16 protein-coding genes are annotated in these 17,874 nt (G+C 68.6%); 11 read left to right on the top strand and 5 right to left on the bottom strand.

Going from position 1 to position 17,874, the window contains the following annotated elements:
* Position 1 precedes the first annotated feature (1 nt).
* On the bottom strand, positions 2-307 hold the full coding sequence (locus ENSA7_RS12470) for a hypothetical protein (protein WP_146157628.1): 306 nt from the start codon (positions 305-307) through the stop codon (positions 2-4).
* 79 nt (positions 308-386) lie between these two features.
* Entirely contained in the window at positions 387-3,455 is a 3,069-nt protein-coding gene (locus tag ENSA7_RS12465; RefSeq protein WP_106089491.1) for a serine/threonine-protein kinase, read from the bottom strand.
* Between the two features lie 241 nt (positions 3,456-3,696).
* On the opposite strand from ENSA7_RS12465, the gene ENSA7_RS12460 reads away from it, so the two are divergent.
* Both ENSA7_RS12460 and ENSA7_RS12455 read left to right on the top strand, forming a co-directional pair.
* Positions 3,697-4,512 (top strand): radical SAM protein, encoded by an 816-nt coding sequence (locus tag ENSA7_RS12460; protein ID WP_181233681.1) that lies wholly within the window; start codon positions 3,697-3,699, stop codon positions 4,510-4,512.
* Between the two features lie 74 nt (positions 4,513-4,586).
* Positions 4,587-7,157 carry a DUF5916 domain-containing protein gene (locus ENSA7_RS12455; protein WP_181233680.1) on the top strand — a complete coding sequence of 857 codons (2,571 nt, stop codon included), beginning with the start codon at positions 4,587-4,589 and terminating at the stop codon, positions 7,155-7,157.
* Between the two features lie 11 nt (positions 7,158-7,168).
* Here ENSA7_RS12455 and ENSA7_RS12450 read toward each other — a convergent pair whose 3' ends face one another.
* A complete protein-coding gene (locus ENSA7_RS12450) occupies positions 7,169-8,905 on the bottom strand; it encodes an FG-GAP repeat domain-containing protein (protein ID WP_146157626.1) in 1,737 nt (578 codons plus the stop codon).
* A 188-nt stretch (positions 8,906-9,093) separates the two neighbouring features.
* On the opposite strand from ENSA7_RS12450, the gene ENSA7_RS12445 reads away from it, so the two are divergent.
* Both ENSA7_RS12445 and ENSA7_RS12440 read left to right on the top strand, forming a co-directional pair.
* A complete protein-coding gene (locus ENSA7_RS12445) occupies positions 9,094-9,273 on the top strand; it encodes a hypothetical protein (protein ID WP_106089487.1) in 180 nt (59 codons plus the stop codon).
* 203 nt (positions 9,274-9,476) lie between these two features.
* Positions 9,477-11,201: a DUF2330 domain-containing protein gene (locus ENSA7_RS12440; protein ID WP_106089486.1), complete on the top strand. Its 1,725-nt coding sequence runs from the start codon at positions 9,477-9,479 to the stop codon at positions 11,199-11,201.
* A 2-nt stretch (positions 11,202-11,203) separates the two neighbouring features.
* On the opposite strand, the gene ENSA7_RS12435 is transcribed toward ENSA7_RS12440, so the two are convergent.
* Positions 11,204-11,539: a DUF1129 domain-containing protein gene (locus tag ENSA7_RS12435; RefSeq protein ID WP_146157625.1), complete on the bottom strand. Its 336-nt coding sequence runs from the start codon at positions 11,537-11,539 to the stop codon at positions 11,204-11,206.
* 104 nt (positions 11,540-11,643) lie between these two features.
* On the opposite strand from ENSA7_RS12435, the gene ENSA7_RS12430 reads away from it, so the two are divergent.
* From ENSA7_RS12430 to ENSA7_RS12400, 7 genes are read left to right on the top strand one after another with little or no spacing between them, the layout of a single operon-like run.
* Positions 11,644-12,603 carry an oxidoreductase gene (locus ENSA7_RS12430; protein ID WP_106089484.1) on the top strand — a complete coding sequence of 320 codons (960 nt, stop codon included), beginning with the start codon at positions 11,644-11,646 and terminating at the stop codon, positions 12,601-12,603.
* 36 nt (positions 12,604-12,639) lie between these two features.
* Positions 12,640-12,816, top strand: coding sequence for a zinc ribbon domain-containing protein (locus ENSA7_RS12425; protein ID WP_106089483.1), 177 nt, complete (start codon positions 12,640-12,642; stop codon positions 12,814-12,816).
* Positions 12,817-12,832: 16 nt separating this feature from the next.
* Positions 12,833-13,684, top strand: coding sequence for an endonuclease III (nth, locus tag ENSA7_RS12420; RefSeq protein ID WP_106089482.1), 852 nt, complete (start codon positions 12,833-12,835; stop codon positions 13,682-13,684).
* A 46-nt stretch (positions 13,685-13,730) separates the two neighbouring features.
* Complete coding sequence (locus ENSA7_RS12415) at positions 13,731-14,753, top strand: hypothetical protein (protein WP_106089481.1); 1,023 nt, start codon at positions 13,731-13,733, stop codon at positions 14,751-14,753.
* A 48-nt stretch (positions 14,754-14,801) separates the two neighbouring features.
* The gene (locus ENSA7_RS12410) at positions 14,802-15,374 is read left to right on the top strand and encodes an RNA polymerase sigma factor (RefSeq protein WP_106089480.1); all 573 of its coding nucleotides are present in this window, start codon (positions 14,802-14,804) and stop codon (positions 15,372-15,374) included.
* Complete coding sequence (locus tag ENSA7_RS12405; RefSeq protein ID WP_106089479.1) at positions 15,371-16,147, top strand: tetratricopeptide repeat protein; 777 nt, start codon at positions 15,371-15,373, stop codon at positions 16,145-16,147. Before ENSA7_RS12410 ends, ENSA7_RS12405 begins: the two co-directional genes overlap by 4 nt.
* Positions 16,148-16,164: 17 nt before the next feature.
* Positions 16,165-17,190: a choice-of-anchor L domain-containing protein gene (locus tag ENSA7_RS12400; RefSeq protein ID WP_106089478.1), complete on the top strand. Its 1,026-nt coding sequence runs from the start codon at positions 16,165-16,167 to the stop codon at positions 17,188-17,190.
* Positions 17,191-17,387: 197 nt separating this feature from the next.
* Here ENSA7_RS12400 and ENSA7_RS12395 read toward each other — a convergent pair whose 3' ends face one another.
* Positions 17,388-17,669, bottom strand: a complete 282-nt coding sequence (locus tag ENSA7_RS12395) for a hypothetical protein (protein WP_146157624.1) — start codon at positions 17,667-17,669, stop codon at positions 17,388-17,390.
* Between the last annotated feature and the right edge of the window lie 205 nt (positions 17,670-17,874).

The raw sequence follows: 17,874 nt of genomic DNA, 5'->3' as shown, positions 1-17,874 counted from the left end.
CTCAGGTGGGAGGTGGGGGAGGCGTGCCGCCGTTCTTGATCTTGAAGGCGCCACCGTCGGTCTGGGTTGTCCCGTTCTGCGAGACCGTGTAGGTGAACTCGTGGTTGTGCTCCTGGCCGGGCGCGGGCACATCGAAGGTCCCGGTGCCGCCGCTGGTCCAGACCACGTCGTCGAGCGACCACCCGTCAGGCGGCTGAATCGACACAGAAATCCTGCTCCCCGTGAAATTGGTGGTGATGAGATCACCCTGCGAGGAGCCGTCTTTTAGTCCGACCGTGCCGGTCGTCGCATCGACGATGCTGCTCAAGATGGGGCTTGGATTATCGGTGAAGTTGTACGTCATCGGTTGCCACTCCCAAATTCGATGTCGTAGTTCGCTCGATGGGTCAAGTGCCCTGCAATTCCTTCGCGCGCTGACGCAGTGACTCGCCGCCCGGGAGATCTCGCACCAGACGCTCGGCTTCGGTGGCCAACTCGAGCCGCCGGGCGTCGTCACCCAGCTGACCCGCAACCTCGGCCAGCCCGATCCGCGCCTCGGCGGCCAGCGTAGGTCGGCCGTCGGCCGCAGCTGTCACGGCCATCGCGCGCTCGAAGGCTGCCTGAGCCAGCTCCGGCTGGCCGAGCTCGAGGCGGAGCGTGCCGAGATCGATCAGCGGCGTGACTTGATCGACCGGCGCGGGATCTCCATCTAGCAGCTCGATCGCCAGCTCGAACTCGGTCAGCGCTCGCTCGTGTTGGCCGAGTCGCGCGAGCGCGTGGCCAAGCCGACCGTGGCGATAGCCGAGCTCCTGCTCGTTGTCAGGCGTGACTGCCATGCTGTGGCTCAGCGCCCGCTCGAGCGCGTCCACGGCAGGCACGAACGCCCCCTGGCGCAGTGCAATGCTGGCCGACGCGTCCAACGCCCACGCGTGATCCAGATGGTCAACGGTGAAGATCTTCAGCGCCTCGGCGACCAGCTGCTCAGCGTCGTCGAGCTGATCGCGTGCGAGCGCAACCTCTGCCAGCCCCAGAGTCGCGTGCCCGACGTTGGCAAACTCCGGTCCATGGACACGCGCATATCCAGCTCGCGCCTGAGTGAAGTGGCGTTCGGCGGCCGCGTAGTCGTGCTGCCCGAGCTCGAGGATCGCTAGGTCGAGGGTCGCCTGCAAGATTCCAACGTCGTCCGCGCCAAGCTGGTCACGCAGTTGCAATGCGCTGACCAGATCCGCGCGCGCCTGCTCGTCGCGACCAAGCGCCGCAGCAACTGAAGCGCGCGCCTTGAGTGCCCACACCAGCGTGTGTTCGCTTCCCAGGAACCCCGCCCGCGCGAGCGCCACGACCTCGTCGAATTCCGCGAGTGCGTCCCCGAGTTGGCCGTGGGCTTCGAAGACCCGGGCCTGCGCCCAGCGCAGCCCACAGTGGTCGATCGGGCGATCACCGAGCGAGGACACGGCCGCGCGAGCAAGCGCGAATTCCAGGCTCGAGTCGGGATCCTGGTGCTCGGACAGCTGCGCGAGCATGATCGAGGTTCGCCAGCGTAGCTCGTCGTAGTTACCGAGCTCGGCCAGGTACGCCGCCTCGATGAACGCCAGGCGGGCGGCCGGGAGCTCACCCTTGGCGAGGTGCATCGACCCCCTCGAGTACCTGACCTCAGCGAGCAGCGGCCCGTAGTCGAGATCCGCCGCCCGCAGCTCGATGCTGGCCGTGAGCTCATTCGCCACCTGCATCTTCCCAGCGACCGCCGACGCCTTGGCCGTCGCAATATCCTTGCGAACCTGGGCGATCGCCGCGGCCGTGACGGCATCCTTGGGCGTCGGCGTGTGACGCTCGAGCAGATCGACCGCCGCGCACATCTCGATGTCCCCGAGCCCGGCGATCAACTCGGACGCGTGCAGCACCACCCCTTGGTCGGCCGCGGCGAACAACTCCACCACGGCACCCAGCTCCACCTCGCGCTGCTCGAGGCAGGCCATGCGCAGCTCGAGCTGTTGGTCGGTCTGGGTCTGCTCGACCCATCGCTGCGCACACGCGTCGTCGTGCGCCGCGACCAGCTCGTCGGCGAAGGTGTCGAGGTCTCGCGCCGTCCGCTCGAACACCTGCGCGGCGCCATCGAGCTCGGTCGCCGCAAACGCGGCGCGCATGCTCGCCCGCTGTGGCTCCCCCCAGCTCTCGGCGACGACGCTGCGGTCGTGCTTGCAGACCGGCCCCGACGGCGCTCCGCCACCCAGCACCAACGCGACGCCCACGCTCGCCAACAACCCCGCGGCGACCGTGGCCCGCCTCCAGATCCGCCCGCGGTCGCGGCCGAGCTCGGCCAGCAGCGCGTCCATCGACGCCCAGCGATCTGCGGGCTGCGGCGCGAGCCCACGACACACGGCCTGCCGCAGCCACCCCGGGACCCCCGAGCTCGATCCGGGGACGATGAAGTCGCCATCGCGGACCCGCACCGAGTACTCTTGCCGGCTCCTGGCCTTGTAGGGTCGCTCGCCAAACAGCGCCTCGTACATGACCAGGCAGAAGCTGAACTGATCGCTGAGCTCGGTCGCCCGGTCGCCAAGGTGCTGCTCGGGGGCCATGTAGGCCGGCGTCCCCAGCACCGCGCCGGTCGCCGTCAGCAGCTGATCGAAGGCGCTGTTGCTGCCAGTGTCCGAGTCATGGTTGCTGCGGCTCTCGGCCTGCTCGCCGGTCTCGAACAGCTCGGCCAGCTCCACGTCCGCGCCCGCCTCCGCCCCCGATGGGTCGTGGCTGACGCCGCTGCTCCAGCTTCGAGGCCCGACGGCGGCGCGGGCCAGTCCAAAGTCCAGCACCCGCGGCCGGCCATCGCTGCCGACCAGCACGTTGGCCGGCTTGAAGTCACGGTGGACGAGCCCCGCGGCGTGCGCGGCCGCGAGCCCGCGACCGGCGAGGATCATCACATCGAGGACCTGCCGCCACGACCGCTCCGCGTCCTCGACCCAGCGCTGCAGGGTAAGACCGCCGACGAACTCCATCGCCACGTAGTCGTGGTCCTGCCACTGCCCGATCTCGTGAACCTGCACGACGTTGGGGTGCGACAGCCGGGCCAGGGCCTGGGCCTCGCGCTGCATCCGGGCCCGGCCGCGCTCGTCCTTGGACACGTCCTGGTGCAGCAGCTTGAGGGCGACCTGGCGGTCCAGCTGCTCGTCGTAGGCGGCGTAGACCACGCCCATGCCGCCCTCACCGAGCTTGCGCAAGACCCTGAACCGGCCGATGCGCACCGCGTCGACACACAGGCCCTGGGCGGACGGCTCGGTCGCGCCCTCGCGCTGATCCCTGGTCTCGTCGCCCCCGGTCTTCAGCTCGGGCTTGGGCGCTGTCGTTGGCGCGGGCGGCGACAGACTCTGGAGGAACCGCGCCTTGATCATCTGCTTGCGCAGCTGATCGCTGCCCTCGCCGCCAAACAGGCGCGCTTTGGCCAGCTTCGCGCGCTCGACCTCTGCCTGAGTCTGCCCCTCCATACGGTCCACTCGCAGCGGTAGTGTCTGCCATGAGTGAACCCGTCATGAAAGTTCGCGCAAGCCGCGAAACTACGTTATCCGCGCCGGCGTCGATTTTGCGCGCCCTCGACCAGCGCCCATTCAGCGCGCTCCCGTGCCAGTTCCACGCCGGCCCTGGACCCAGGCGCGATGCCGGGCTAGCTCCGCTTCAGTGGTCCAGATCATCGAATCGCACGGCGGCGTCGCAAGCGGAGCGCAGCCCGTGCTCAACCGACGCTATGTCGTCGCGCTCGGAGACGGCGCCGCGGTCGAGAGCGTGCTGTATCGGGGCGACTCGCTGTGCGTGTCGTCTCAGGTTGGCTGCGCGGTCGGCTGCCCGTTCTGTGCGTCTGGTGCCAACGGCCTGGCTCGCAATCTCGAGCTCGACGAGCTGGTCGGACAAGTCGAGGCGGTCGACGCGGCGCTCGCTGACCGGGGCCAGGGTGCGGCGCTCGGTGTCAGGCGGGTGACCGTGTCGGGCGTCGGCGAGCCGCTCCACAACCCCGCGGTCGTGCCGTTCATCGAGTGGTGCCGGGCCCGCGCGACGCCGGCCAGCATCACGACCTCGGGCGGGCCGCTGCGGCGGCTGCGAGACTGGCTCGGCGACGACGCGCCACCCCACAACGGGATCAGCGTGTCGATCCACGCGGGCACCGAGTCCACACGCGCGCGCACGGTCCCCCGCGGGCCCGCGCTCGATCCCTTGTTCGAGCTGCTGCGCGAGCGGGTCGGCGCGCTCTCGGGTGCGCGGCGCCGCAAGCTCGCGCTCGCCTATCTGCTGCTCGCGGATCTCAACGATGATGACGCCGAGATCGACGCGTTCTTGGCCCGCGCGACGCCGCTGGGCCTCAAGATCCACCTGTATCGATACAACCCGGTCCCGACCTCGAACCAGCGTCAGACCGACGACGCCCGCTACGAGGCCACGTTCGAGCGCATGCGCGCCCGCGGCCTCGACGTGCGGCGCAGCTCACAGGCGCGGATCGAAGACAACGGCGGCTGCGGAACGCTCGTCGCGTTGCGCGGGCGGGCCGGTTGACGCGTAACGAGCCAGCGAGCGCATGACACACGCCGGCGACGGCTCGCCAGCGACGCGATACCTTGCGGGCGCCTGTGCCCGGACCTCCGTCACGCCTGCGCGAGCGCGACCTGCTGCGGCGCACGAGCCGGATCGCGTGGGTGCTCGTCGCCGCGCTGCTCGTCGGGTTGCTCCGTCCAGCCCCCGCGCGCGCTGGTGAGGGGCCCGGCGACGAGCCGACGCCGCTCGCTCCCACGGAGGGCCCACCCCAGCTCGACTCCAGCGAGCTCACCCACGAGCTGCCGGATCACGATCGCCGCGGACTGCGGCTGCGAGCGACGAGGATCGACGAGGGCGCGATCACGATCGACGGCAAGCTCGACGAGGCCCAGTGGCGCTCCGTACCCGCGCTGCCTGAGCTGATCCAGCAGTCGCCGGCGTTTGCGGCCGAGGCGACGCATAAAACCACGATCCGCGCCGCCTACGGCGCCGACGGCCTGTACTTCGCGTTCGACTGCGACGAGCACCACGGCGAGGTGATCGCCCCGTTCTTTCAGCGCGATCAGATCGTCGCGTCGGACTACGTGCAGGTCGAGATCGACTCGAACGCCGACCACACCAACGGCTATGTGTTCGGTGTCTCGCCCTCAGGCGCGATCTTCGATGGTCAGCTGTTTCGCGACACGTCCGAGGAGCTGCTGTGGGATGGCGTCTGGCAGTCGGGCGCCAAGCGCAGCGCGACCGGCTGGACCGCCGAGGTGTTCGTGCCGTGGTCGACGCTGCGGTTCGAGCGGGTCACCTCGCAGACGATCGGCTTGAATTTCACCCGCGTCATCAACGACCAACAAGAGTCGGATCGACTCAGCTTCGCCCCCCAGGGTGAGCCCGCGCGCGTGTCCGAGGCGATCAGCTGGTACGGGATCGAGGACATCGACGGCGGCCTCAACCTCGAGCTGCAGCCGTTTGTCTCGGGTCGGTTCTTGCTGCAGCGCCCGCCCGACAGCCTGGATCAGTCCTGGCGCGCGCTGCCCAACGCCGGCTTCGACCTCAAGTACGGGATCACGGGTGACCTGACCCTCGACGTCGCCGTGAACCCAGACTTCGGTCAGGCCGAGGTCGACGCGGCGGTCCTCAACCTCGGCCCCTTCGAGGTGTTCTTTCCGGAGAAGCGGCGGTTCTTCCTCGAGTCCAAGGAGATCTTCGAGACCCGGTTTCCGCTGTTCTACTCGCGCCGGGTTGGCGCCTCGCCCCGCCCCGATCGCGCCCAGACCAGCGAGCGCGTGGTGTTGGGTGAGCGAGAGCGCGGCGAGCTGGTCGAGCTCGATCCGCTCAGCCGGGTGCTCGGCTCGATGCGCATGACTGGTCAGATCGCGCCAGGCTGGGTGATGGGCGTGCTCACGGCCGCGACCGGCCCGACCTTTGGCACCCAGCGGTTCACCGACGACCTCGAGCAGCGGGTCCCGGTCGATCCCTACTCGGGCTGGTCCGTGGTCCGGCTGCGTCGACACTTCGATCCCCAGACCTGGGTCGGCGGGATCGTCACCAACGTCGCGCGCCTGGGTGACGCGCCCGAGGCCACCACGGGCGGGTTCGACTACAACATCAACCTGCGCAAGCGCTGGCTGCACGGCGCCCAGGTCATCGCCACCCACGACGGCGAAAAGTCCGGCATGGGCGGCAGCGCCAGCTTGGTCCGATCGGGTCGCCGGACCAGCTGGAGCGCGTCGGGCGAGTTCCTCACGCCCCACGCCAACTTTCGCGACCTCGGGTTCATGACCCGCAACAACTATGCACGCGGCTCGACCGGGTTCGCGGTGTTCAACGCTCAGCCGGTCGGCGACGTCCGCTCGCTGACGGGCTCGGTCGACCTCACGCTCGCCTCGAGCTTCGCCGGGCAGATCACCGAGAAGCAGCTCTCGACCGACTGGACGCTCGAGACCCTGGGCTTGTGGCAATTCCGCGCGTTCTTTGGCGGCCACCTGCCGCAGCTCGATCTGTTCGAGACCCGCGGCAACATTCCCTACGAGGTCCCGATCCACTGGTGGACCGGCGCACGGGTCTCGACGCCTCGCAACAAGCGAGTCAGCGCGAGCCTCGGGGCCAACTATGGCGAGCAAGCCGGACGGCCCGGGCCCGACGTGTTCGTGGATCTGGGTTTTCGGCCGATCGATCGCCTGCAGATCAATTTTTCTGGCAGCTGGAACGGCAGCTTTGACCGGCCGCGCTGGGTCGCCGAGCGCGAGCTGGACCAGGTCCCGATCTTCGCCCGCGCGCAGATCCACACCACCAACGCCGACGTCCGCGTCACCTTGGCGATCACGCCCGAGCTGTCGCTGACGAGCTATAACCAGCTGTTCTACTCGGCCGCCCACCACACGGATTTCCTGGAGCTGCAGGCGCCGGATCTGCTGGTGCCGATCGCCCGGGATCCATGGTTTGGGAGCGTCGATCGGGGCCTCACCAGCTTGACCTCCAACTCGATCATGCGCTGGGAGTACCTGCCGGGCAGCTTCCTGTTCTTTGCGTATACCCACCGCACCGCGCTGCCCGAGGGTGACGGGGTGATCCAGTATCAGTCGGCCAAGGCGTTCACCAACTTGGTCGCGACTGGTGCGCGCCACGAAGACGTGCTGTTCGTGAAGTTGGCGTACCTGCTCGGGTTTTGAGCGGACGAGAATCAGTTCGCAGGCGGCGGCATGCACAGCCCGCCGCCCTCGATCTGCGCGTTGGTCCGAAACGTGTTCAACCCCTCCCAAGCCGGCGCCTCGAACTGCGGAATCGTGCCGTCTTCCCGCACATTCGTCACATGATAGCTATGCTGGTTCCAGATTCGCCGAGCCTGAATCCAGCGATCCTCCACGTCCTTGATCACCTGAATGCAGGGATCTCCGCCGCCATTATGTTGATTGGAGACGACCAGGATCTCGGCCGAGCCGTCGTTGTCGACGTCGACCACGACGGGGTACTCGGACAGCGTCCCGCTCTTGCGGCTCTGCTGCAGCAACACGTTGCCGTCGCCGTCGAACACGAACATGTTGTCCTGATCGGCGTACATCGCCTGGGCCTTGCCGGCCGCGACGAAGTCGAACGCAGTCCCAGCCGCGATCCCGCTGGAGTCGTTGACCGGCGCCGTCCATACAATCGTAGCGTCGGGCTCGTACACGGTGTACTGCGAGGCCGAAGAGGTCGCAAACTCGGGGAAGCCGTCGCCGTCGAAGTCGTGGATCGTCGCGGGGCGCAGCCAGTTGGTCCCGAACGCCCCGACGCCGGTCGGGCGCAGGTTCGAGTAGGTCACGACGCCGTTGTGCTCGATCAGCGAGATCCCGTTGACGTTGGTCAGGATCACCTCGGGGAGCCCGTCCTCGTCGAGATCCGCCACCTGCGGATATCCAGACGCCAGGTTGGTGGTCCACAGCGCGGTGCCGTCGTGGTGATACGCGGCGTTGCCGAGCACAATCTCGAGATCCTCGTCGTTGTCGAGATCCGCGGCCGTGGTCGCACCCCACTGGCCCGAGGGCTGGGGGAACTTGTGCAGCAGCGCGCCCTGGTGGTCGAAGAGCATGTTGGCGGTGATGATCTCGACGTCGCCGTCGTTGTCGACGTCGGCGAGCGCGGCAGAATTCGAGTAGCGCAGATCCTGGCCGAACGACTCGCCGATGTCCCAGGTCGTCGGCGTGCTCCACGCGAGCTCGCCGGTGTGCTCGAAGGCCATCAGGTTGCCGCTGGGAGAGACGGTCACGATCTCCACCAAGCCGTCGTTGTCGATGTCGCCCAGCGCGGGTGTGAAGCTCGAGTCGACGGGGTCATTGATGCGAAAGTGCAGGCTGCCGTCGGCGCCCGACAACAAGAAGATGTGACCGGTCACGCTCGGGGGCCCCGGGTTGCTGGCCGCGACCAGTACCACGTCCGGGATGTCGCACAGATCGATCTCGCCGTTGTCGTCATCGTCCGTGAAGTTGGCGACCAGCGGGGTCACGTAGCTGTAGGGCTCGGCGTTGTCGGTGAAAGCCCACTGCAGCTCGGGCACGAACGCGTCGGGCGGGGCCGACTCCTCGCACTCGCCGACCGCGTTCATGTCGTCCACGACCTTGCACAGGTCGGGCGGCGGTTGATCGCTGGTGTCGGGCAGCGACATGTCGAACTTGATCGGCTCGCCGTCGCCGTCGCCGGGATCGCCGTCGCCATCTCCGTCTCCGTCTCCCGGCCCGGTGTCGCCGTCACCGTCGCCCTGCTCGGCGGTGTTGCCCTCGCCGCTGCTGGTGTCCGGCACCGTGGTGCTCACGCCCTCGGCGGAGCTCGCGGTCCCGGCCTCGGCGCCCGAGTCATCCCCGCAGCCGCCGAGCGCCACCAACACACCACCGAGCAACCCGAAGTTCAGCGCGATCGCTCCTGAGGCCAATCCAAACCGTCGCATCGATCAATGTTCGGCGATCGCGGCCCGCCGTGCCACCAACCGAGCCAAGCGTGATCCTACGGCCAGACCGCGGCGCATGCGCGGATCTCGACCCCGCGAGCGATTTTTTCGCCAGCGATCTTCACGCACCCTGATCGGTACGTCATGGTCGCGGCACATCTGTCTCGAAGCCCGCTGAGGAACGACCCATGAAGACCTCTCGCCGTAGCCCCCTCGCCCTCCTGTCGATCGCCTTGCTCCTGGCGGTCAGCGCCGGTCTCGGGGTCGTCCAGAACAGCGACCTGGGCCTCCACGACGACGTGGGCGACCAGCTCGCCAGGGTTGGGATCGAGGGCGAAGAGATCCCGGTGCCGTTCACGGGCGCCTGAGCCCCCGTGCTGCAATGGCTTTGGACGCTCGTCGCGCCCGTCGGTCGCCCGGCGGGCGCGAGCGTGTTTGCTCTACCCGCTCGATCGACCCGCGACGCGCCGATCAGCCATAATCACCCAGCCGTCGCCAACGTCACCACGGCGGCGGCACAAAGGACCTGACCATGCGCTTAGACCTTGCTCATCCCCCACGCTTCGGCTCCATGCTCGCCACCTTCGCTGGCGCCGCGCTGGCCTTCGCCGCGCCGCTGCTGGTCCCCACCAGCGCCTCGGCCTGCGGTGGGACCTTCTGCGACAGCGGGCCCACGGCGATGCCCGTCGACCAGACCGGCGAGAACATCCTGTTCCACGTCACCGACACCAGCGTCGAAGCCCACATCCAGATCCAGTACAACCCCGACTCGGGCGCCGAGCAATTCGCATGGGTGATCCCGGTGATGGCGATCCCCGAGTTCTCGGTTGGCTCGCAGCTGATGTTCGACGCGGTGCTCGCCGCGTCGGTGCCCAGCTACGGCCTCTCGATTCAGAACGACTTCTGCAGTGACGAGAACGTGCCGCAGAGCGCGGGCGAGACCGGTGCAGCCGACGACGGCGGGTTCGGGGGCAGCGCGACCGGGGGCGACGAGGGCAGCAACGGCGATCCCACGGTCGTGCTGCAGACCACGGTGGGCGCGTTCGACATCAGCGTGCTCGAGGGCGGCACGGTCGAGAGCGTGATGCAGTGGCTGGGCGACAACGGCTACCAGCAAGATCCCGCGGCCGAGCCGATCCTCGCCGAGTACCTGGCCAACGACTTCTTGTTCGTGGCGATGAAGCTCAGCAACCAAGCCGGGGTCGACGAGATCCACCCGATCGTGATCCGCTACGAGGGCAACGAGCCGTGCGTGCCGATCCGGCTCACGCGGATCGCCGCGGTCGAGGACATGGAGATCCGCGCGTTCTTCCTGCAAGAAGCTCGGGTGGTGCCGACCAATTACCGCCACGTGCTCATCAATCCGCTCAAGCTCGACTGGGTCGACAACGCGAGCAACTACAAAGAAGTGATCTCGATGGCCGTGGACGCGCAGAAAGCCGACGGCAACGCGTTCGTGACCGAGTACGCGGGCACCAGCCAGAACATCGCGACCTGGATGATCTATCAGGACTGGGTCTCCGAGCCGTTCGCGGGGCTGGTCGACAGCCCGATCGGCGCGATCGAAGAGCTCGAGAACCAGGGCCTGATGCTGTGCGACACCGACTGGGACACCGCGTGCACGTACATGCACCCGCTGCTCGAGTCGATCATCACCGAGTTCATCCCGGTCCCCGACGGCGTCGAGGCCAACCTGTTCTACGACTGCCTGTCCTGCTACGTCGACCAGATCGATCTGGCCGCCTGGGACGCCGCCGCGTTCGTGGAGCGGCTCGACGAGCGGGTGATCGCCCCGGCCAAGTCCGCGGTCGCGCTGATCCAGAACAACCCGTACCTGACCCGGCTGTACACCACGATCTCGCCGGCCGAGATGAACGAAGATCCGATCTTCCGGGTCAACACGACCCTGCCCGACGTCCCCAACATCAACTTCGCCAACCAGATCAACCACTGTGACGGCAGCGCGACCGTGGTCCTGCCCGACGGCCGCGAGGTGCTGTTCTCCGACGCTGGCAACATCGTGTGGCCCGACTTCGCCGACGAGATGCCGTGGGAAGAGGCCGTCGATCAGGAGAACATGGCCGACGACGCGCCGCTCGTGAACCTGGTCGACAACACCGATCGGATCAACGAGCTGCTCGCGGCCCACAACGCCGGCTCGAAGGCCCAGATCACGGGCGTCGGCGGCGGCTCATGTGCGTGTGCGGTCCAAGCTGACGACGCTCCTCGCGGGATCGCGCTGGGGCTGGCGTGCCTGGGGCTGCTGGGTCTGGTCCGTCGGCGTCGGCAGGGCTGAGCTCAGGCGGCGATCTCGTGTGCGGCCGCGTGTTCGGGCGCCCGGCTCGGCTCCGCCGCCGCAGCCGTCTGCAGCTCGCCGTCGATCACGATGAGCTTGCGGCACCTGCCACACGCGAGGTCGGCATCAGCAAAGCGGTACGCCTCTGTGACGATCGCCATGCCCGCCAGCACGAACAGCGGGAGCACGGGGATCGCCACCGGGCCGAGCAGCGCGATGCCAAACACATAGAGCAGCGCCAGGACCCAGGCGCCCGAGATCACCCCGATACGCAGCCAGAGGCTGGGTGGTTCTGGCACGTCGGCTTGGCAGTGAGGGCAGCGCGTGGGGACGTTCATGGAGTCCTCCTTCTGTATAGAGATGGGCTCGGGTCGGGCGGGTGTCCAGGACAGGAGACCGGCAGCAAGTGCGCCTTCGCGATCAGCGTGTTATCCACCGCCCCATGTCCGCAGCGTCAAAGTGGAAGGCCAACGACATGCCCGACCTCGCTGGCAAGCTGGCGATCGTGACCGGAGCCAACAGCGGGCTGGGGCTCGAGACCACGCGGGCGCTGGCTCGCAAGGGCGCCAAGGTGATCCTCGCGTGCCGGGGTCAGGCCAAGGCCGAGGCCGCGATCGACGAGCTGGCCGGCGGCGGGATCGACCGCGAGCTGCTCGAGTTTCGCGCTTGTGATCTGTCGAGCCTGGCCTCGGTCCGCGAATTTTGCGAGGGCGTCTGCGCGGACCATGATCAGCTGGATCTGCTGATCAACAACGCTGGCGTGATGGCGCTGCCCTATCGCACCACCGAGGACGGGTTCGAGATGCAGATCGGCACCAACCACCTGGGCCACTTCGCGATGACGGGGCTGCTGCTGAACCCGCTGCTCGCGACGGCGGGGGCGCGGGTCGTGACGGTGTCGAGCGTGGCGCATCGGATCGGGGCGATCGACCTCGATGATCTGCACTCGACCCAGCGCTACCAAAAGTGGGTGGCGTACGGGCGCAGCAAGCTGGCGAATCTGCTGTTCACCAACGAGCTGCAGCGGCGGCTCGACGCTAGCCCGGCCCGCGGGCACCAGGTGATCGCCGTCGCCGCCCACCCCGGGTACTCGAGCACCAACTTGGTGTTCGTCGGCCCGCAGATGACGGGCAACTCGCTGTTCGAGCGGGCCAGCGCGCTGGGCAACCGGTTCCTGGCTCAGAGCGCGTACATGGGCGCGCTGCCCAGCCTGTACGCGGCGACCGTCGCGGACGTCAGCGGCGGCGAGTTCTACGGCCCGAATGGGGCGATGGAGATGACGGGCTATCCGCGGCGGGTTCGCGCGCAGAAGCGGGCGTACGATCGCACGAGCGCGCGCAGGCTGTGGGAGCTGTCGGCCGAGCTGACGGGCGTGGGCTACGAGGCGCTCGCGCCAGCGTGACTCCAGGTCTGCGCCGATCGGCTATGCTCCCCCCGCATGGACGACGTCGTCGAGGTCAGCTGCCCGTGGTGCGGCGAGCGGCAGGAGCTGTGGGTCGATCCCGCGACCACCGGCCAGATGGTCCAGGACTGCGACGTGTGCTGCCGTCCCTGGCAGGTGTTCGTGTCCCGCGACGAGCTCGGCCAGCTGCAGGTCCACGTCGAACGCTCGTGATCGTATAACTGGGCGCATGCCCGCGCCTACCGATCCCGCGTCGCTGCTGGCCGAGGTCAACGATCGCCTCGCGCTCGCGCTCCCTCGAGCCGTCTGCGAGCTCGACCACGACGACCCCTGGCAGCTGCTGATCGTCACGATCCTCAGCGCCCAAGCTCAAGACGCGGTGATCAACGAGATCCGCCCGGCGCTGTTCGAGCGCTGGCCGACCCCGGCCGCGCTCGCCGCCGCCCCCCAGGAAGAGGTCGAGGTCGTCGTCAAGCGCAGCGGCTATTTTCGCAACAAGGCCAAGGCGATCCGCGAGTGCGCGCAGGGGATCGTCGAGCGCCACGCCGGCGAGGTCCCGCAGACCCACGAGCAGCTGGTCGCGCTGCCGGGCGCGTCGCACAAGACGGCGAATCTGGTGCTTGGCATCGCCTGGGGGATCGCCAGCGGGATCGTCGTCGACACCCACGTGGCCCGGGTGTCCGCGCGGCTCGGGATCGTCAAGTCCGGCACCAAGCCCGACAAGGTCGAGGCCACGCTGACCAAGCTGGTCCCGCGCGAGCAGTGGATCGACATCAGCCACCGGCTGATCCTGCACGGCCGCCACGTGTGCAAGTCGAAGCAGCCCGACTGCGGCAGCTGTGCGATCAACGAGCTGTGCCCGGCCAGCGAGCGCGAGCCGATCGACAGCTGGCAGATCCGCGCCGAGCGCGAGGGCCAGCTGTTCGCGGTTCGGGGTGATCGTGCGGCGATCGGCATGGCGCCCATCCCTGCGTCTGGCTCGGGATCTGGCTCGGGATCTGGCCCGAAGCCCAAGTCTGCGTCCAAGCCGGGCAAGCGTGGCTCCGCGGCCAGGGCCACGGAGGACGACAACGATTTTTGAGCGCGACCGCGGCCTGGCTCGCCTGACTCGCCTGGCTCGCCTGACCGTGGGCCTCGCGGCCTGCGTCATCGTGTGGGCAGCGGGTCCAAGCGCCCGCGCGGCGCCGCCGGGCTCGGAGGCCACGCGCGCGCCACAGATCAAGCCATCGCAGTCGCTCGACGACGCGCTGATCGTCGAGCCGGGCGTCACCTGCCTCGACCGAGCCACGCTGCTCGTCGATCTCCGCAGCTGGCGGGACCAGGACACCCTCGACTCGCGCGTGGCGATCCGCGTGATCGGCTCGAGCGATGACCCACGCGCGCTCAGCTTCATCGTGATGGTCGGCGACGAGATCGCGGTGGATCGTGGGTTCACCCCGGCCCCGGACAGCTGCGTCGACCTCCACGCTGTCGTCGCGCTCGCGGTTGCGATCGCGCTCGACGACACCCTCGCGAGCTCGCTTGGGATCGTCGACCCAGCGCCCGCGGTCGAGCAGGTCTTGCCCGGCGACGGTGATCTCCCCCTGCTCGAGCGCAAGCCCAGCGGATCAGACTCGCCCGGCTCGACCCGCGCCGGTCCGGCCCTCGGTCTCACGGTCGCGGCGGCGGCGTTCGTCGGGGTCACCCCCGCGCTCAGCGGCGGCGGCGAGCTCTCGTTCGACATCCGTCCGCTCCCCCACTTCGATCTGCGACTCGGGGCCCTCGCCACCCACCTCCCAAACCACGCGCTCGACCAGGGCCGCGTCGGGGTCACGGTCGCCGCGGGTCGCCTGGATCTGTGCTGGGGCACCACGCCGAGCGCCGTCCGCCTGCGCGCATGTGGGGGGGTTGCCGCGGGTGCGACGGTCGCGGCCGGCCACGACTTCTCGATCAACTTCCGCCGCTCGCTCCCGTGGCTGGCGGGGATCGCCGCGCTCGACCTGACCCTGCGCCTCGTGGGTCCGCTCGCGCTCGAGCTACGGGTCGAGGGCGTGTTTCCGCTCCAGCGCACCGGTATCGACGTTCGCAGCGACACCGGCCAGCTGCTGGCGAGCCAGCGGCTCGCGGTCGCGGGCGTGGTGGTCGCGGTCGGACCCCGTTTCGAGTTCTAATCGGGTTTAGCATGAAGGATCCCAACCCGTGTTGCATGAAGGCTCTGGATGTCTAGCCGGCCCCCCAGGCACCACGACGCGGCCTCGCTGTTTCGCGAGCACGCCAGCTTCGTCGCCAATTTCCTGCACCGCCTCGGAGCCGGGCCCGTGGAAGTCGATGATCTCGTCCAAGAAGTGTTCCTCGTCGCCCATCGGCGCGGGGGATTCATCGAAGACGGCCGCGCCCGACCCACCACCTGGCTAGCCGAAATCGCGATCCGCGTGGCGTCGGTGTCTCGCCGCAGCCGTCGGCGGTCCCGCGAGCAGCCCGATCAAGACACCGTCACCGACGCCAGCAGCCGCGACGTCGACCCAGCCCGAGCCGCCGAGACCAGCGAGGCGCTCGATCGGGTCCAGGCCGCGCTCGACAGCCTCGACCCCGATCGTCGGGCGATCTTCATCCTGTTCGAGCTCGAGGGCGAGCCCTGTCAGTCGATCGCGGGCGCCTTCGACATCCCAGTCGGCACCGTGTACTCGCGCCTGCACAAAGCCCGAAAGCAATTCAAAGAGGCCCACGCACGCATGGTAGAGAGAGAGCGTCGGCCCGTCCGCGCCCCCGCACGCACCCCGGTGATGACATGACCGATCCCGAATCCCTCGCGCCCACGCGGCTCCTCGATGATCCCTCGCTCGGTGGGGTCCTGCGCGATGATCTGCAAGCCGCGAGCGCTCAGGCGCCGCTGCCCTACGACATCGACGCAGGTCTCGAGCGGTTCAGGCAGACCATCGAGGCGGCCCCGCCTGCCCCGGGCCCAGGAGCCAGCGTGCTCGGGTGGTTCGTGATCGCCGCGGTGCTGGTCAGCGGCGGGGTTGGGGCCGGGTGGCTCGCCAGCACCACGAGTGACCGCGACACGGGCGGCCACGCGGGCGTGGTCGCGTCCGCCAGCAACGATCCAGCTCCGGTCGCGGATCCGGCTGTCGGCACGCCGAGCTCGTCAAACACGAGCAAGGCTCCGGCCGCGCCGATCGCCAGCCTGCCGCCAGCCCAGGCGCAGCCAGACAGTCAGCCAGCGGTCGCGCCAGATGTCCCGGAGCCGGTGACCGAGCGACCCGCACCCAAGCCTGTGGTGGCCGCCGAGCCCGAGCCGCAGCCATCGCTGGCCGACGAGGCCAAGCAGATCAACGCAGGTCGCAAGCTGCTCACCAGCGATCCCGCCAAGACCCTGGAGATCATGCAGGCCGTCGAGCAGCAGTTTCCAAACGGCGCCATGATCCAAGAGCGCACCGGCTACACGATCCTCGCGCTGGTCGCCCTCGATCGCCGCCCCGAGGCCGAGCAGATCGCTCAGTCCTACCTGCAGCGCTGGCCCAACGGTCCGCTCGCACGCCGGGTCCGCGACGCGCTCGGCCAATAGCGGCTAGTCTTTTCCCGGTGCGTCGCGGAATCCAGCTGGCCGTGCTCTCGCTGGTCGCGACCGGCTGCGAGCTGTCCACGGTCGTCGGGGTCCGGGACCAACCCAGCAGCGAGGGTGCCCCGACCAGCGGCGATTCCCCCATGGATCTGCCCGCGCTCGACGTCCCCGATGGGGAGTGCGCCCCCCCTGCCCCGCTCAGCTGCGACGCGGCCAGCGACGATCCGCTGCAGGTCGTCGGCCTCGACTGCGTCGGCGGCACCCCAGCTGCGGGCGGCAGCTCGGGACCCGCTGGCGCGATCGCAGCTCACCTCGGCGCGCTCGGCCCCTACGAAGTCCGCGAGGGCGAGAAATTTCTGATCATGTCGACCGGCCTCGCTGGGCACCTGGCGCTGAGCCTGGCCGAGCTCGAGGGGGTGTGCTCCGCGACCAACTGGCCGGATCTATGCCCGAGCACCGAGCATGGATCCGGGCCGTCCAGCCTCCCCGCACCGTTGAACGTCGAGCCCGTCGACGAGACCCTGACCTGCGTCGACGATCCCAGCCTGGTCGGCTCGGGCGACTGCTCCAACAGCTTGTTCGAGCAGTGGTCGGCGTGCGGCGGCGGCTGCGAAGTCTGGGACTACGCCGAGCTGCGCGTCGGGCTGACCGTCCCCGAGCACACCTACGGGCTCGCGTTCGACTTCGCGTTCATGTCGGTCGAGTGGCCCGACTTCGTCGGCGGCGGCTTCAACGACATGTTCGTGGCCTGGCTCGAGTCCGAGAGCTGGACCGGCAACGCCGCGTTCGACGACGCCGGCAACCCGATCACGGTCAACGCAGGCTTCACCGACTACACGGGCGACGAGCTCGACGGCTTCGGCATGGAGGGCCACGCGGGCACGCGCTGGCTGACGACAGGGTTCGGCGTCACCCCAGGTGAGACGGTGCAGCTGGTGCTCGCGGTGTTCGATCTGACCGACGACGACTACGACTCGGTCGCGCTGCTCGATGGATTTCGCTGGACCTGCTCGGGCGCCCCACCAACGACCCAGCCCGTCCCGTAGGCTGGCTGCTTTCAGCTCGGGCGAGGCTCCTCGCCCGCTTGCAGGCGCCATTCGTAGACTGGTTCACCTTGGGCAGCGGGCTGGTTTCAGCTCGTTCCCGACCAGCAACCAATGCAAAAGGGCCCGCGGACGGACCCTCTTGCTGCGGGCGAGGTGCGCACCTGCCATGAGTTGGCAGTGGCACCTGGCGACGAAGGCTACTCCTTCTTGTCGCCCTCTTCGCACTTGGCGAGGCCCTCGAGGGAGGTGGCCGCCATGACGCACTTGGCCTGCTTGTTGTACTCCATGGAGCCCTTCATCTCCTTCTCTTTCTCGGCCTCTTTGACGCAGTTGTCCTTGATCTTGGTGATCTCCTCTTCGGGCATCGCGTCGACTTGCTCGCCGAGCTCCTTTTTCATCAGATCAACGACATGCTGGCAGACGTCGGCGGGCGCAGGGGCGCACGCGGCGAGCATGGGGGCGAGAGCAAGGAGGGCCATCAGGGTGCGGAACTTCTTCATACGGAAACCTCGGGGTCAGTGGGGGTGGTCGAGTCGGTGGTGTTGAACCGAGCGCGAGTCTATCGGTGCACGTTCGCAGATCCAACCCCCAAAGGATCTGCGCGCGCGCCCGAGCGAGACCGCCCGACTCCCCGGCGAGACGGGCGCAACCCGCGGAGCGATCCCTAGGTAAAGCACCGACCAC

This window comes from Enhygromyxa salina, assembly GCF_002994635.1.
In the GTDB taxonomy this organism is placed as follows: domain Bacteria; phylum Myxococcota_A; class Polyangia; order Nannocystales; family Nannocystaceae; genus Plesiocystis; species Plesiocystis salina_B.
This window is presented reverse-complemented; position numbering and strand designations above follow the sequence as displayed.

What these genes read in the sequence shown, in the direction of transcription:
- nth (WP_106089482.1), top strand. Translation starts at nt 12,833, where the DNA reads ATGCCCGCGCCTACCGATCCCGCGTCGCTGCTGGCCGAGGTCAACGAT.
- ENSA7_RS12440 (WP_106089486.1), top strand. Translation starts at nt 9,477, where the DNA reads ATGCTCGCCACCTTCGCTGGCGCCGCGCTGGCCTTCGCCGCGCCGCTG.
- ENSA7_RS12405 (WP_106089479.1), top strand. Translation starts at nt 15,371, where the DNA reads ATGACCGATCCCGAATCCCTCGCGCCCACGCGGCTCCTCGATGATCCC.
- ENSA7_RS12430 (WP_106089484.1), top strand. Translation starts at nt 11,644, where the DNA reads ATGTCCGCAGCGTCAAAGTGGAAGGCCAACGACATGCCCGACCTCGCT.
- ENSA7_RS12445 (WP_106089487.1), top strand. Translation starts at nt 9,094, where the DNA reads ATGAAGACCTCTCGCCGTAGCCCCCTCGCCCTCCTGTCGATCGCCTTG.
- ENSA7_RS12435 (WP_146157625.1), bottom strand. Translation starts at nt 11,539, where the DNA reads ATGAACGTCCCCACGCGCTGCCCTCACTGCCAAGCCGACGTGCCAGAA.
- ENSA7_RS12465 (WP_106089491.1), bottom strand. Translation starts at nt 3,455, where the DNA reads ATGGAGGGGCAGACTCAGGCAGAGGTCGAGCGCGCGAAGCTGGCCAAA.
- ENSA7_RS12395 (WP_146157624.1), bottom strand. Translation starts at nt 17,669, where the DNA reads ATGGCCCTCCTTGCTCTCGCCCCCATGCTCGCCGCGTGCGCCCCTGCG.
- ENSA7_RS12410 (WP_106089480.1), top strand. Translation starts at nt 14,802, where the DNA reads ATGTCTAGCCGGCCCCCCAGGCACCACGACGCGGCCTCGCTGTTTCGC.
- ENSA7_RS12450 (WP_146157626.1), bottom strand. Translation starts at nt 8,905, where the DNA reads ATGCGACGGTTTGGATTGGCCTCAGGAGCGATCGCGCTGAACTTCGGG.
- ENSA7_RS12425 (WP_106089483.1), top strand. Translation starts at nt 12,640, where the DNA reads ATGGACGACGTCGTCGAGGTCAGCTGCCCGTGGTGCGGCGAGCGGCAG.